The organism is Fundicoccus sp. Sow4_D5 (assembly GCF_052116365.1).
GTDB lineage: Bacteria > Bacillota > Bacilli > Lactobacillales > Aerococcaceae > Fundicoccus.
Genome location: NZ_JBQKLF010000006.1, coordinates 114,221 through 128,673, shown reverse-complemented (window position 1 = coordinate 128,673; position 14,453 = coordinate 114,221). Strand labels below are relative to the sequence as shown.

Below are 14,453 nucleotides of genomic sequence, written 5' to 3'. Positions count from 1 at the left end.
ATTACTCGCTAGGAATTTCGATAGGCAATGTGATCACCGAATCTTCTGTAAAATTTAGTAAATTTCCAGCTTCTGTGGCTTGCTTACTTGTAATGTAGCCTTCACTGATTAATTCACCTAAAGTGACCTCTGCATCATCTTCAACAAGTAGGTAAGTGTTGGCTTGAGTTTCAAGGATCTCTGCGATGTTTTGGGTAGCTTGTTTGTCAATCCTTGTTCTTTGGCCCGCGACATTAGGTATGATGATCGCCATTAATAATGCTACCACGACTAACACAATCAGCATTTCAATTAATGTAAAACCTTTTTTTCTTTTTGGAACATTATTTTTCTTCATAAGAACCTCCGTATTAAAATTCCATTGTTAACATAGGGAGCATAATCGTTAAGTACATGCCTAGAATAAGTATCGCAATGACGAGAAACAGGAACGGTTGGATGTAACCTATTTTCTTTGCAACATCTTCCATTAAATCGTGAAAGAGTTTATCAGAATAAACTTTACATTTTTGAGCAGTTTGACTGGTCAGTTCTCCTTGATAAATAACCATTGGCAATTCTATAGAAAAGAGATTCATGTCTTTGATAATCTCAACTAATGGCTCCCCTTGTACTAAACCATATTTTAATCGTTCAGCAATTTCTGTAAGAAAAGGGTCAATTGGATATAAAGTTAAGACTTCAACTGTTTGTAATAAGGAATAACCGCCTTCAAAAAAATATCCGAGTTCTTTAGATAATTTATAGGAACAGTAACTTCTTACCCAGTAACTTAAAAAGGGAAAACGGAGTAGTAATCGGTAACGATCTAAGTAATCTAAACGCAGTAAATAGAAATCGATACATAAATATATAATCAAATTACTAGAAAGTAAAAACAAACTAATCTGTGGCAGATAATTAAAGAACATTACCAATAAACGCACTAGAACATTGCTATCATACGTTTCTTGGGAGATAAAACTCATGATGTGAGGAAGCAATAAAATTCGCATGCCAAACATCATGGCGATTAAAAAACTACCCATTATTAGGGGATATGTGATGACTTTGATAATCTTTTGTTGGTAATTCTGTACTTGTTGCATCTGCATGGCTGTGGCCCGTAGGGCTTCTATGAAACGCCCTTGCCTTTGTGCGTAGAATAATTGAGCAACAGTAGAGACTGAATAACCAAGTTCTTGAATACTCCTCTCGAAGGATTGGCCTTGCTGAAGCTGGATAATGATAGACTCAATCTGGCCTGCTTGAGGTTTCATTAACAATTTCATGAAGACCAAACTTTGGTTGATTGAAAAACCTTCCTCAAGCATATCCGCTAAAGTGATTAACAAATAGGCGCGTTGTTTAGCGTTTAGACGTTTGAGTTTATGGTTAAATAACTTCGAACTGAGTATAGGTTTTTTCGTTGATGTAGCCACATGCCCACGCCTTTCTAAGTTTTTGATTTAAATTGACCAAGTGTTGAGGCGCCTCGTTGAAAGTCAAGACTTCCTTTAATACTTGACCAGACATAATCTCTAACAGAGCGGCTCTTTTTGTACCTAAGGGCGACAGGCTACATTGTGGACGACAATCACCTTGGCATTGGTAACAATAGCGCGGGACAAGTCGTTGGGAAACGACACCAATTAAAGTTTGCTTGAGTTGTTCAGATGTCACTTGTAATTCCTGTAAACGGGCAATGACTCCTAAAGTATCTTTAGCATGAATCGTCGCAATCATCAAATGACCTGTTAAAGCACCGCGAATTGCCATTCGAGCCGTCTCTTCATCACGAATCTCACCAATCATTAAGATATCGGGGTGGTGACGTAAAGATGATTTAATTAAGACATCATAGGAAATTCCCGCTAATTCATTGACTTCCGTTTGAAGGAAGTTTGCTTCATAAATTTCAACCGGATCTTCCATCGTAATGATTTGGACGGTTTCTTGAGACATTCTTTCTCTGAGTAATTGATAAATGGTAGTAGTTTTTCCAGACCCGACAGGCCCTGAAAATAAAACGAGACCACTTTTTCTTTTTAATAAGGAGCGCAGGAGTGTGATATCTTGTGGAAAGTAAGTTTGAATTGCATGACTACTTTTCAATTGTTGTCGAATGACACGAATAACAAGCGATTCCAAAAGCAGAACATTTGTAATAGTTGAAAATCTTAATTCGACTGGACTACTATCCACTTGTAGATGACTCGCACCAGATTGTGGTTTTCGTTTTTCACCCACATCCATATTGGCGAGAAATTTAAAATAGCTAATTAAACGCTTTCCCCACTCAATTGGCTGTGTTTGATACTTTTCTAACTTTCCATTAATTCGAAAATAGATACAGTAGACATCAGTGTTGATGGGCAACAAATGGATATCTGAAACCCCAATATTAACGGCAGCTTTTGATTAACTCTTGAGCGTCTTGTTCAATCATTAGTACATCACCCTTTCAAAAATATATTGACAAAAGACTCGTCATATATAAATACGTATTTTAAGTCAATTTATGCTTTTTAATTGTTTAAGTTTTCGTTAAATTAATGAATACCTTTTCAAAAGTGTCAGTTGGTATACTTGAAAAATAAAGTATGCTAAAATGAAAGAGGCTAAGAGTGGCTAACGCTCAACACTCAGTTGAAAATAAATAAAAGGAGTTAAATATACAAATGATATTTAAAGTTATATACCAAGAAAGCAAATTACAAATTCCAAATCGCGAGAAAACAAAATCGATGTTTTTAGAGGCGGATAGTCTGATAGAAGCAAGAGAGAAATTGGCTAACAATACACCATACAATATTGAATTAGTCCAAGAAGTTTCAGGTGCTCACCTAGAATATGAGCGCGAAAATAATCCGGATTTTAACGTTGTGGAGTATTAACCATGTCTGTTAATATAAAAAACAACGAGGCTGGAGTCTTCGCTGTTGGAGGTTTAAATGAAATTGGAAAGAACATGTATGGCGTTCAATTTCAAGATGAGATAATCTTATTAGATAGTGGTGTTATGTTTCCGGAAGATGAATTGTTAGGAATCGACTATGTGATTCCTGATTATCAATACATCTTACAAAATCGTCATAAAGTGAAAGCTTTGATAATTAGTCACGGACACGAAGACCACATTGGGGGAATCCCATTCTTACTTCAACAATTTAACGTTCCGATTTATGCTGGCAAGTTAGCTAGTGCTTTAATTCGAAATAAATTACATGAACGTGGTTTGTTGAGAGATGCGAACATTACTGAAATCGATGAAAATTCAGTTATTCGTTTTAGAAAAACTAGTGTGAGTTTCTATCGTACCACTCACAGTATTCCAGAAGCATATGGGGTGGTTGTAAAAACTCCTCCAGGCAACATTGTCTTCACAGGTGACTTTAAGTTTGATTTTACACCAGTAGGTGAACCAGCGGACTTACACCGAATGGCTCGTATTGGTGAAGAGGGCGTACTCGCTTTACTTAGTGATAGTACAAACTCAGAAATTCCAACCTTTACTAAGTCAGAACAAATCGTTGGACAATCAATTAAGAACATTATCCAACGGGTCTCTGGCCGTGTAATTTTTGCTACATTCGCATCAAACGTGTCACGTCTCCAACAAGTGATTCAAACTGCTAAAGATACTGGGCGTAAAGTTGCTGTATTCGGTAGAAGTATGGAGAATGCTATAAAAACTGGTCGTGAATTAGGTTATATTCAAGATGAAAATAACGAAGTTATTATCGACAATCGCGATCTGAATCAACATCCTGCAGATCAAATGATTATTCTGTGTACTGGATCGCAAGGTGAACCTATGGCCGCCCTTAGCCGAATTGCAGCAGGTTCACACCGTCAAATCCAATTACAACCAGAAGATACTGTCATCTTTTCGAGTTCACCAATCCCTGGTAACACGATTAGTGTCAACCGTGTTATCAATCAATTAACTGAAGCTGGAGCAAATGTTATTCATGGTAAATTTAATAACATCCATACGTCAGGACACGGTGGTCAACAAGAACAATTATTAATGTTAAGATTAATGAAACCTAAATTCTTTATTCCAGTCCACGGTGAATACCGTATGTTAAGTATTCATACCGAATTAGCTCAAAGAACAGGGATTCCACGAGATAACTGTTATATCATGGAGAATGGTCAAGTATTAGCTTTAACAGCTGAAACTGCTCGATTAGCCGGACGATTCCCTGCAAATGATATCTATGTTGACGGAAGCGGAATTGGCGACATCGGTAGCATTGTATTACGTGACCGTAAAAGTCTTTCAGAAGAAGGCTTAGTAATTGTAACAGCGACAATCGATTACGAGAACAAGCAACTGGTCAGTGGTCCAGACATAATGTCACGTGGCTTCATTTATATGCGTGAGTCCGGTGATTTAATTCACGACTTACAAAACAATTTACGTTCGATCATTAACCGTGGCTTGAACGAAAATGGAAATAATGTCACTGAGCGACTCATTCGTGACTTGATTTTTGAACAAATTCAACCATTGATTTATGAAAAAACAGAACGAAATCCAATGATTCTACCAGTTTTACTTGATGTAAACAAAGGTGTGCGCAAGCGCTCAGCTAAAGTAGATTAATTATAGAAGCACTCCTTTTTGTATCCTTACAAGAATGAGTGCTTTTTCCCTCTAGATAGTTACACTCCAGGCCGAATAGGGACCTTATGACATACAGCCAAAACTAATTTACAAAAAGACTGAAAAGTATGTTGTCTCAATTGCTCAAACAAAAGAATGATTTAATATGAAATGACTATACACAATGACAAATAAATATGAGAAAGTATGAGTCCATAAAACGAAAGAAGGTTGTTCCGTGTTTAATTTTATGAAAAAGTTTCCAGGTGGACTATTACTAGTTCCAATGCTGTTAAGTGCAATTTTTTATACTTTCGCACCTAACTTATTTAGAATCGGTGGTATGACTCAAGCGATGTTCACAACGGATGGTTTAAACTATGTTATTGGTGTGACGTGTTTTTGTTCAGGAGCCGGGCTAAACATTCACCGAATTGGTAAAGTGTTAAAAAAACAGGGAGTTCTCTTATTAACAAAAATAATTATTTGTGTGATAGCAAGTATTGTATTTATCCAATTATTTGGTCAATCAGGATTTTTAGGAATCAGTGCGGTTGCCTTTATCGCAACTATCTGTAGTACCAACCCATCTTTATATCTAGCTTTAGAGGATGAGATGGGAACACCAGATGATGTCTCTGCTTTTGGCTTAGTTGGTTTATTATGTGTTCCAGCTTATCCGATGCTGATATTTGGACTATCACAAGCAACTGCCATTGATTGGATGCCAATTCTTTCAACTCTAATTCCAATCTTACTAGGAATGCTAGTTGGGAATTTAGATGAGAATATGGCAAAGTTCCTGGCACCAGGTGTTTCAGTTTTAACTCCATTCATGGGCTGGAGTTTTGGTGCAAATATCAACTTAATTAATGCCGTTCAATCTGGGGTTCAAGGTGTCATTATCACAATTATCTTCTATATATTGATGTTACCTATTCTACTTTATGTTGAAATGAAATTATTAAAAAAAGATGGAATTTCTTCTCTAGCGATTAGTTCCATTGCTGGGATGTCGGTCTCAGTACCAACTTTAATCGCTCAATCAAATCCATCCATTCAACCTTTTGTTGCATCAGCAACAGCTCAAATTGCTTTTGGTGTCGTTTTAACAAGCATTATCACACCCTATCTAGCTAAAAAATTGAACACTCGTAATCATGTGCATGATTTAAAAACACCTAACTTTTAATCCATAATAGCCCAAGCGAGAGTAAGGGCTGTTTTTTTTGATGAATTTCAAAGCTTGCTGTTGAAATATTTCGTAAAAAGCTTGAAATTTGGTATACTAGTCGAGAATGAATAGAAAGAAGGATGTATTATGTCTAGAATTGATAAAGTTAGAAATAAACTAACAGAACTAAATGTGGATGCCTTATTAGTTACAGAAACTGTTAACTTACGTTATTTGGCAAATTTTACAGGGAGTGCAGGCGTTGCAGTCATCACTCAAAATGAAGCTTATTTCATCACTGATTTTCGTTATAACGAACAAGCAGCGCAGCAAGCAGTTGGTTATACCGTTAGGATTCATAAGCAGCCAATCATGGCAGAAGTGAATGATGTTTTGATTGCGAATAATGTAAAAAAACTGGCGATTGAGGCCAATCAAATGAACGTCACAACTTACTTACACATTAAAGAATTATTTTCTGCTGAAATTGTGGAGACAAAAGGATTAGTAGAAAAAATCCGAGAAATTAAAGAGCCTTCTGAAATTGCATTGATTAAAGAAGCGTGTGACATTACGGATCAATCCTTTGAACATATCCTTAAATTCATCAAACCTGGTGTCACAGAGCTTGAAGTAGCTAATGAATTGGAAGCTTTCCTCAAAGGAAAAGGAGCTTCAGCAATGTCTTTCGATACAATTGTTGCCAGTGGTGTTCGTTCATCTATGCCTCATGGTGTGGCGTCAGATAAAGTCATTGAAGATGGTGATATGATTACTTTAGACTGGGGTTGTTATTACAAGGGTTATAGTTCAGATATGACTCGAACAATTGCGATTGGAAGTGTGGATCCAGAATTAGAAAAGATTTATCACATTGTTTTAGAAGCACATGAACGCGTAAACCGCGGAGCAAAGGCGGGAATGACGGGTAAAGAAATCGATGCCTTAGCACGTGATTACATTACAGAAAAAGGTTATGGTGACTATTTTGGACATAGTACTGGTCATGGTCTTGGCTTAGATGTTCATGAATTACCAGCCATCTCATTTAAAAACGAAGAAGCTGTTCAAGTTGGAAATGTTATTACTAACGAACCAGGAATTTATATCCCAGGATTAGGTGGCGTACGGATCGAAAATGACTTACTTGTGCAGGTGGATGGGGTTGAAAGTCTGAACAAAAGTCCAAAACATTTAATTATCCTATAGTAACTGGGTGGATTTTCCGCTAAAATATACACGATACTAAATTGTATGAAAAGGAGGCGAAGAACATGTCTAAACAAACAGGTGTTTCTTTAAATTTAGGAGAAATCAATATTACAACAGGCGTATTGGAAAGTATTGCTGCTAAAGCTGCAAGTGAAGTTGAAGGTGTTCATAAACTACACGCAAGTGTACAGAACGAAATCGGAGGCTTTATGACGCGCAATCGCGATCGAATCGGTGTTAAAGTACGTCGTGAAAACAATGCCATTGCAATTGATACTGAGATTCGTTTGAATTATGGATTTTCAGTGCCAGATGTGGCAATTAAAGTTCAAGAAAAAGTTAAAGAACAAATCTTATTTATGACTGATCTAGTAGTGCAAGAAGTTAACGTTCATGTAGTCTCAATTGAAACTGAACCGACTTCTAATCACGACTATTTGCATCTTGATGAAGAAACTGAATTAGAAGATGGTGAAGTGTTTGAATAATAAATTATCGAGACATATTGTCCGTGAAAAAGCTGTGCAGACGTTGTTCCAATTAATTGAGCCACAAGAAGAGACAACCACTGAAAGTGCGTTGGAATTTGCTCTGTTGGCAGGTAATGACCCTGAAGAGGGCTATCAAGGAAGAATCGATGCCTATTTACGTGAAATAGTGGAAGGTGTGCTTGCTCAGCAAGAAACACTTGATCAACAAATAAGCAACTATTTAACGGATTGGACAATTTCTCGCATTGCGAAAATTGATTTAACAATTTTAAGAATTGCATTTTATGAAATTTTATTCGTGGACAACACACGTGTACCCAATACGGTGGCGGTCAATGAAGCGATTGAATTAAGTAAATCCTTTAGTGATGATAAATCACGTAATTTCATCAGTGGTGTTCTTGCTAAAGTATTAGATAACCACGCATAATAAAGAGTAAACCCAAAATATGTGAAGAATATTCTTCTTTTTTTGGGTTTTTCTTTGTTTAATTATGAAGAATTAGAAAGTAGCTTGTCGAGATTCGGTAAACATCTTACAATGTATTTAGTCGTCATAGTTTGACTAAATAAACCCCAAAGCTACTAAATAAATTCTTAGTTCGTATCTATGACGAGGTTCGTGTTACTGCACTCATCTAAAAATTAGTTACACGATTTCAATCAATACGTAATAAATAATTCTCAATATTTTGTTATAATGATATTTGAGAACTGTAAAATTCAAATCAAGCTATCAATAGGAGTGGAATATATGAAAAAAAGTTTTAAGATTGGAGCGGCTCTTCTAGCGTCGTTAGCCCTTGCTCCCGTAACTGTTCCGAGTTTAGTAGGTTCAAGCAATTATGTCCAAGCGATTAGTCAAACGGAAAGCCAACGTTTATTATCTTTAGGAGCATCTTTATCAGCCGAACAACAACAACAAACGATTCAATTATTAGGTGCGTCTGATGTTACACCAACGAACACTGTTTATGTCGATGGAACTGTCATTAATCGCTTTTTACAGGATGGATCTGGTCCAGGAACTGTTGTGTATTCAAGTGCTTTTATCGAGTCTCAAAGTGAGGGGTATGGTGTACAAGTCCAAATCGTTACGCCACAGAATATCACTTTGGTAACCCCAGCAACGTATCAGAACGCAGCAATCACAGCTGGCGCTAAAAACGTACTTGTTAAAATTGGTACCGTGAGCCCTGTTACGGGTGAAGGTGCTTTAGCCGGAGTTTATGCATTACTAGAACAGTCTGGTGTTAAACTAAACCAACAGTCAATTCAAGTAGCTGAAAAGGAAATTCAAATCATCCAACAAGTTCAAGAAGAAACAGAATTAACGGATGATCAAGCGAATCAAATTTCTTCAGATATTAAACAACAGATTATTATTGAAACCACTGAAAATTCTGGAGAGCTATTATCTGAAGAAAAAATTATCCAAATTGTTCAAAATACAATCAATAATACTGTAAACAATGTGGATAATAGTACAAATGTGGATAATTCTACAACTGTAAATAATACAGAAATTAACGTTTCACCAGAAGTAATCGCTCAAATTTCAAACTGGGCATCAGAGTTCGCAACAACTGATCAAGCACAAGATACGGATGTTGTTGAACAACTTCAAAACACACAAGCGAACACTGCCGGTCAATCTTGGTCTCAAATTTTATCAAATCAAGAAGGAGCTGTAGCTGCAACTGATTTATTAGCAGCTGAAAGAGCAGACTTTAGTGATGAAACAGTCTACCATCCAGCAATTCAAGCATTTTATAATCATTTCTATGATTTAGTTGAAGCGGGTGAAACAATTGATACTCTGTATTCACACACATTTATCTTTGAAGCTTTAACACCAAGCTTAACACCAACAGAATTAGATGCCTTAAACCAGTTAAGAACTTTAGCTTATCAATATGCAGCGAATACTGATGCCGAACGTGAATCAGCAGCGGCAGCAGCTGGTATTGAATATGTGACGTTGAAAGACCACTGGTTAAGTCAACTTAATTCTGCAGACGGCTTACGTGCTCAAAATCCAATCTTAGCTGAGATTGTCCAACGTATTGCAAACGCAACTGGTTTAGCACCAGAAGTATTTAGTTATGCAGAAATGACTCAAGCGAATGAGTTTATTAACTTCTTTGTTCGTTGGGATGCTGTGAGCCATATGACAATGATGGCAGATGTTGAATTTAATTTAACAAACAACAGTATTGTTCAATATGATGAAATATTAGGTACAGCAACAACTTTACCTGCTACTTTTGACTTTGCATCAGTATATGGTGTTCAAGTAGAGAATCAATACGCCCAACAAGAGATTCCAGCTGATTTTATGATTCCAGGTTATATCGCTCCTGAAGAGGAAGTAACTGAGGAAATAGGCGAAGAAACGACTGGAGAAACAAATGAAGAATCACTAGAAGAAGTGATTGAGTCAGAGGTTTCACAAGAACCATCAAGCGAAGAGGATAGTTTAAGTGAGGAAACACCTTCTGAAGAAACACCAGAAGAAAACACAACGTTAGAAGAAACTACACCAGAAGAAGGCGCAGAATAAGCCTTTATATTAGATGTTTGATAAAAGCCTAGTCTATTACTAGGCTTTTTCTTGTCTTTTGATAAGATGGCGAATGATGGAATAAACAGTTATAAATACGGGAGTTGTTGAATAGTTTCATGATAGAAACTATGTTAAAATAGGACTAACGTGTATTTCAAGGAGGATGTTTATGACAACAATTATTGATGGTAAATTACGTTCAAAAGAGTTAACAACTGAATATAAAACAGTGGTGGCAAAGCTAGCTAAAGTTAATGTCGTGCCTAAACTTGTCGTAGTAACCGTAGGTGAAGATGAAGCAAGCAAAGTGTATGTCGGTCAAAAGCAACGTAAAGCGATTCAAATCGGAATGGAATTTGACTGGATTACTTTACCAGAAGATATTACTCAAGCGACTCTGTCAGAACAAATAGAAAAGTTGAATAACGATGATGCGGTTTCCGGAATGATTGTTCAATTTCCATTACCAAAACACCTAAGTGAAAAAAAAGTTAAAGAAGAAATTTTACCTAGTAAAGACGTCGATGGCTTCCATCCTTACAATGTTGGGAAATTAGTTGGCAACGATGCGACTGTAGTGGCTTGTACTCCCAAAGGTATTATCAATTTATTAGAGCATTACCAAATTAATCCAGAAGGAAAGAACATTACAATTGTAGGGCGTAGTCAGATTGTAGGTCTTCCATTATCTTTGTTATTAACCCATTTAAACGGGACTGTCACAGTCTGTCACACGCGCACAGCAGATTTAAAAGCCCATACGCGAAATGCGGATATTGTGATTTCAGCTGTTGGACGTGCCGGTACAATAACTGCCGACCATTTAAAGGAAGGTGCTGTCGTGATCGACGTGGGTATCAACCGATTACCCAATGGTAAATTATCTGGAGACGTAAATTATGATGAAGTATTCGATAAAGTTAGTGCTATCACACCTGTTCCTGGTGGAGTAGGACCAATGACGGTTGCAATGCTGATGGAACAAACAATATTGTGTGCGTGTCTCCAACATAATTTGAACCCAGCAGAATATTTAGGACGTGATTAAATGTCAGAAACAATCACTCAGCAGCAATATTTGAGTGTCCAAGCATTAACGAGTTACTTAAAGAGAAAGTTCGATGTGGATCCATATCTCCAACGCGTTTGGGTGATAGGAGAAATCTCCAACTATCGATTTCGTCCCAATGGACATCAGTATTTTAATTTAAAAGATGATAAAGCACGAATTAGTGCCGTGATGTATAAGGGCGCTTTTAATAAAATCCCTTTTAAAATGGAAGAAGGAATGAAGGTATTAGCAGTTGGACGGATTACACTTTATGAACCAACTGGCCAGTACCAAATCACCATCGACTCTATGGAGCCAGATGGAGTAGGCGCATTGTACCAGGCACTAGAACAATTAAAGCGAAAGTTCAAAGAAGCCGGCTTATTCGATCTACCTAAAAAAACAGTGCCTGTATTTCCAAAGAAGATAGCGGTGATTACCAGTCCGACAGGGGCAGTTATTCGAGATATTCTAACGACGATTCAAAGGCGATTCCCTATTGTTGATGTCACAGTGTTTCCAACGCGCGTTCAAGGAAAAGAGGCTGCTGGAGAAATTGTAGCTGCCTTTAATAAAGTGGACCAACACGTAGCGAACTTTGATACCGTTATTCTAGCAAGAGGTGGCGGTTCAATTGAAGATTTATGGTGTTTCAATGAAGAAGCTGTAGCTCAAGCGATAATTGCTTGTCGATTGCCCGTAATTTCATCTGTTGGGCATGAGACAGACACAACATTAGCCGACTTAGTCGCGGATATGCGAGCGGCAACACCAACCGCAGCGGCGGAATTAGCGGTACCTGTTTTAACTGATTTATTAGATCGGATATTAAACTCACAACAACGATTAATTTTAGCAATTAGTCAAAAGATGAACTTATTGCGAAAGCAATTAGAGCGATCAAGTGAGTCTTATGTGTTAAAACAACCGGACCGCTTATATCAAGCTTATATGCAACAATTGGATATTAGTATGCAACGCTTGGATACTTATCAAGAAAGATACTTTGAGCAATTGAATTATCGCTTAAATTATTTGATGCAAGGTCTAAATAGTCAACATCCTAAACAACGCTTAAAACAACTACAACAGGTCAATGATCATTTAACATTACAATTGAAACAACAGATTAAACAATTGATGCAAACAAAGAATCAATCGCTAAAACATCAAGTGCATTTACTAGATGCATATAGCCCATTAAAGAGCATGTCTCGTGGCTATGCTCTAGTTGAACATAAGGGTGAATTAGTCCGTAGTGTAAAGCAATTAGAAGTTGGAATGGACCTGTCCATTCAATTTAGCGATGGTCAAGTAGCAGCTGAAATTAATCAAATTGATGAAAAAGCGCTATTTGATGACTAAGTCACACTTTATAAGAGTATGAGAGGAAGAAATAAATGGCGGTAAAAAATGTAAAACAACCTGAGAGTTTTGAAGTAGCAATTGAAGAGCTAGAACAAATTGTTCAACAATTAGAAAAAGGAGAACTACCATTAGCTGACGCTCTAACTGCGTTTAAGAATGGTGTCGAATTAAGTCAATATTGCCAAAAAACGTTGACTGAAGCTGAGCAAACAGTCGCTAAAATGATGACTGAAAATGGTGAGGTCCCACTAGATGAGGCACAAGTCTAATGAAAAACTCTACTACTGTACTTAGAGAGATATTTGAAGCAGCTCTCGATCAACAAATTCGTTATGTGATGACCCCCATTGAAATGTTGAAACCAATGGTATACTCGTTGAAAAATGGAGGGAAAAGACTAAGACCATTATTATTATTAGCAATTCTAGAAATTAACTCAATGGATGATGTTAAAAAAGGGTTAAAGTCAGCTATCGCTTTAGAATACATCCACACATATTCTTTAATCCATGACGATTTACCGGCAATGGATAACGATGATTTACGTCGTGGTCAACCAACGAACCATATTAAATTTGATGAGGCTACTGCGATTTTAGCGGGGGATGCTTTACTAACAGATGCCTTTGCTGTGATTGCGTCTGACGACTTATTAACAGATAGTCAAAAGATACGTTTAACTCAACAGTTGAGCTTAGCATCAGGCTCACAAGGGATGGTCGCCGGGCAATTAAAAGATATCGAAGCAGAAAAAACTGAGATCACTTTGGAGCAATTGCAACAAGTCCATCATTTAAAAACAGGACAGTTGTTTATTTTTGCAGCACGTGCTGCAGCTATTATTAGTAACCTAGACACTGAGAGTAGTTTAGCTTTGGATCATTTTGCTGAGCATTTCGGAGTGGCCTATCAAATTCATAATGATTTGATGGACGTACTCGGAACAGAACAAGAAACTGGAAAGAAAGTTCAAGGCGATGCAGCTCTAGATAAGAAAACTTATCCAGCTTTTCTTGGCGTAGACCAAGCGATTGTTTACTTAAACGAAGAGCTTACGAGAGCTAAAAATTATCTAGATGAATTATCAGAAAAAACAGGAAGAAATTACCAGAAATTAGAATTCTTCTTAAATAAATTAAGCGTAGAGCGCGGTGAAGAAGTATGAAAAAAGAACGAATAGATAAGTTAGTCGTTCAAGCAGGTTTAACTGAATCTAGAGAACAAGCCCGTCGTTATATAATGGCAGGACAAATCTATGATGAGAATAATCAACGTTATGATAAACCAGGAGAAAAAATAGATGCAAGTAAAGAATTGCACATTAAAGGCAAGACAATCCCTTATGTTAGTCGAGGTGGCTTAAAGCTAGAAAAAGCGATTAAAGCGTTTGATATCGATATGACGGATCAAATCTTGTTAGATATTGGGGCGTCAACAGGTGGCTTTACAGATGCTGCTTTGCAATTTGGAGCGAAGCAGAGTTACGCACTGGATGTAGGCTATAACCAGTTAGCTTATTCTTTACGTCAAGATGAACGAGTAGTTGTAATGGAAAGACAAAACTTTCGATATTCAACACGTGATGACTTTAATCAAGGCCTACCAACTATTGCAAGTATTGATGTCTCCTTCATTTCGTTAGAATTAATTTTACCACCTCTAGTAGATATATTAGAAGAGAATGGATCAGTGTTAGCATTGATCAAACCTCAATTTGAAGCTGGACGTGAACGTGTGGGTAAAAATGGCATAATTAAAGATCCAAAGGTCCATCAAGATGTGGTAACCGAAGTTTTAGAGTTTACTTCAAGAATTGGTTTTACCATTCAAGCCTTAACTTTTTCACCTATTACTGGTGGGGAAGGGAACATCGAGTTTTTGGCTCATTTAAAGAATACTAAACAAAGCAATAATGATAGCTGGAAAGCAATCGATATTCTTGCGGTAGTTCAAGAGGCACATTCAACATTTTAGTTAAGTTACTGTAATCATCCACA

At 37.1% G+C, this 14,453-nt stretch carries 15 protein-coding genes; 12 read left to right on the top strand and 3 right to left on the bottom strand.

The features are described 5' to 3' along the window. Position 1 precedes the first annotated feature (1 nt). The 3 genes from comGC to comGA are packed head-to-tail and all read right to left on the bottom strand — an operon-like array spanning position 2 to position 2,361. Positions 2-337: a competence type IV pilus major pilin ComGC gene (gene comGC / locus ACTQ45_RS08595; protein WP_441752893.1), complete on the bottom strand. Its 336-nt coding sequence runs from the start codon at positions 335-337 to the stop codon at positions 2-4. A gap of 13 nt (positions 338-350) precedes the next feature. Further along, complete coding sequence (gene comGB / locus ACTQ45_RS08590; protein ID WP_441752891.1) at positions 351-1,421, bottom strand: competence type IV pilus assembly protein ComGB; 1,071 nt, start codon at positions 1,419-1,421, stop codon at positions 351-353. Next, positions 1,375-2,361 carry a competence type IV pilus ATPase ComGA gene (gene comGA, locus ACTQ45_RS08585; protein ID WP_441752889.1) on the bottom strand — a complete coding sequence of 329 codons (987 nt, stop codon included), beginning with the start codon at positions 2,359-2,361 and terminating at the stop codon, positions 1,375-1,377. Before comGA ends, comGB begins: the two co-directional genes overlap by 47 nt. 299 nt (positions 2,362-2,660) lie before the next feature. Between comGA and ACTQ45_RS08580 the strand changes: the two genes are divergently transcribed. The 12 genes from ACTQ45_RS08580 to ACTQ45_RS08525 all read left to right on the top strand — a co-directional run bounded on the left by ACTQ45_RS08580 (position 2,661) and on the right by ACTQ45_RS08525 (position 14,430). Beyond that, on the top strand, positions 2,661-2,876 hold the full coding sequence (locus tag ACTQ45_RS08580) for a DNA-directed RNA polymerase subunit epsilon (RefSeq protein ID WP_441752887.1): 216 nt from the start codon (positions 2,661-2,663) through the stop codon (positions 2,874-2,876). Between the two features lie 2 nt (positions 2,877-2,878). Next, on the top strand, positions 2,879-4,594 hold the full coding sequence (gene rnjA / locus ACTQ45_RS08575; RefSeq protein WP_441752885.1) for a ribonuclease J1: 1,716 nt from the start codon (positions 2,879-2,881) through the stop codon (positions 4,592-4,594). Between the two features lie 250 nt (positions 4,595-4,844). Next, the gene (locus ACTQ45_RS08570; protein WP_441763466.1) at positions 4,845-5,786 is read left to right on the top strand and encodes a 2-keto-3-deoxygluconate permease; all 942 of its coding nucleotides are present in this window, start codon (positions 4,845-4,847) and stop codon (positions 5,784-5,786) included. A gap of 129 nt (positions 5,787-5,915) precedes the next feature. Continuing rightward, positions 5,916-6,977 carry a M24 family metallopeptidase gene (locus tag ACTQ45_RS08565; protein ID WP_441752882.1) on the top strand — a complete coding sequence of 354 codons (1,062 nt, stop codon included), beginning with the start codon at positions 5,916-5,918 and terminating at the stop codon, positions 6,975-6,977. A gap of 65 nt (positions 6,978-7,042) precedes the next feature. Beyond that, positions 7,043-7,468, top strand: coding sequence for an Asp23/Gls24 family envelope stress response protein (locus ACTQ45_RS08560; protein WP_441752880.1), 426 nt, complete (start codon positions 7,043-7,045; stop codon positions 7,466-7,468). Then, positions 7,461-7,901, top strand: coding sequence for a transcription antitermination factor NusB (gene nusB / locus ACTQ45_RS08555; RefSeq protein ID WP_441752879.1), 441 nt, complete (start codon positions 7,461-7,463; stop codon positions 7,899-7,901). Before ACTQ45_RS08560 ends, nusB begins: the two co-directional genes overlap by 8 nt. Before the next feature lie 324 nt (positions 7,902-8,225). Further along, positions 8,226-10,034 (top strand): DUF1002 domain-containing protein, encoded by a 1,809-nt coding sequence (locus ACTQ45_RS08550; RefSeq protein WP_441752877.1) that lies wholly within the window; start codon positions 8,226-8,228, stop codon positions 10,032-10,034. A gap of 172 nt (positions 10,035-10,206) precedes the next feature. Continuing rightward, complete coding sequence (locus ACTQ45_RS08545) at positions 10,207-11,085, top strand: bifunctional 5,10-methylenetetrahydrofolate dehydrogenase/5,10-methenyltetrahydrofolate cyclohydrolase (protein ID WP_441752875.1); 879 nt, start codon at positions 10,207-10,209, stop codon at positions 11,083-11,085. Beyond that, positions 11,086-12,453 carry an exodeoxyribonuclease VII large subunit gene (gene xseA / locus ACTQ45_RS08540; protein WP_441752873.1) on the top strand — a complete coding sequence of 456 codons (1,368 nt, stop codon included), beginning with the start codon at positions 11,086-11,088 and terminating at the stop codon, positions 12,451-12,453. Between the two features lie 35 nt (positions 12,454-12,488). Next, the gene (gene xseB, locus ACTQ45_RS08535; protein ID WP_441752871.1) at positions 12,489-12,725 is read left to right on the top strand and encodes an exodeoxyribonuclease VII small subunit; all 237 of its coding nucleotides are present in this window, start codon (positions 12,489-12,491) and stop codon (positions 12,723-12,725) included. After that, complete coding sequence (locus ACTQ45_RS08530) at positions 12,725-13,621, top strand: polyprenyl synthetase family protein (protein ID WP_441752869.1); 897 nt, start codon at positions 12,725-12,727, stop codon at positions 13,619-13,621. The genes xseB and ACTQ45_RS08530 overlap by 1 nt, the downstream gene beginning before the upstream one ends. Continuing rightward, positions 13,618-14,430: a TlyA family RNA methyltransferase gene (locus tag ACTQ45_RS08525; RefSeq protein ID WP_441752868.1), complete on the top strand. Its 813-nt coding sequence runs from the start codon at positions 13,618-13,620 to the stop codon at positions 14,428-14,430. Before ACTQ45_RS08530 ends, ACTQ45_RS08525 begins: the two co-directional genes overlap by 4 nt. Positions 14,431-14,453 lie beyond the last annotated feature (23 nt).

Bases quoted from the DNA above. Each gene is read 5' to 3' on its own strand.
- xseA (WP_441752873.1), top strand. From the start codon at position 11,086: ATGTCAGAAACAATCACTCAGCAGCAATATTTGAGTGTCCAAGCATTA.
- ACTQ45_RS08545 (WP_441752875.1), top strand. From the start codon at position 10,207: ATGACAACAATTATTGATGGTAAATTACGTTCAAAAGAGTTAACAACT.
- ACTQ45_RS08570 (WP_441763466.1), top strand. From the start codon at position 4,845: ATGAAAAAGTTTCCAGGTGGACTATTACTAGTTCCAATGCTGTTAAGT.
- ACTQ45_RS08525 (WP_441752868.1), top strand. From the start codon at position 13,618: ATGAAAAAAGAACGAATAGATAAGTTAGTCGTTCAAGCAGGTTTAACT.
- ACTQ45_RS08530 (WP_441752869.1), top strand. From the start codon at position 12,725: ATGAAAAACTCTACTACTGTACTTAGAGAGATATTTGAAGCAGCTCTC.
- rnjA (WP_441752885.1), top strand. From the start codon at position 2,879: ATGTCTGTTAATATAAAAAACAACGAGGCTGGAGTCTTCGCTGTTGGA.
- ACTQ45_RS08565 (WP_441752882.1), top strand. From the start codon at position 5,916: ATGTCTAGAATTGATAAAGTTAGAAATAAACTAACAGAACTAAATGTG.
- comGC (WP_441752893.1), bottom strand. From the start codon at position 337: ATGAAGAAAAATAATGTTCCAAAAAGAAAAAAAGGTTTTACATTAATT.
- ACTQ45_RS08560 (WP_441752880.1), top strand. From the start codon at position 7,043: ATGTCTAAACAAACAGGTGTTTCTTTAAATTTAGGAGAAATCAATATT.
- ACTQ45_RS08550 (WP_441752877.1), top strand. From the start codon at position 8,226: ATGAAAAAAAGTTTTAAGATTGGAGCGGCTCTTCTAGCGTCGTTAGCC.
- xseB (WP_441752871.1), top strand. From the start codon at position 12,489: ATGGCGGTAAAAAATGTAAAACAACCTGAGAGTTTTGAAGTAGCAATT.
- ACTQ45_RS08580 (WP_441752887.1), top strand. From the start codon at position 2,661: ATGATATTTAAAGTTATATACCAAGAAAGCAAATTACAAATTCCAAAT.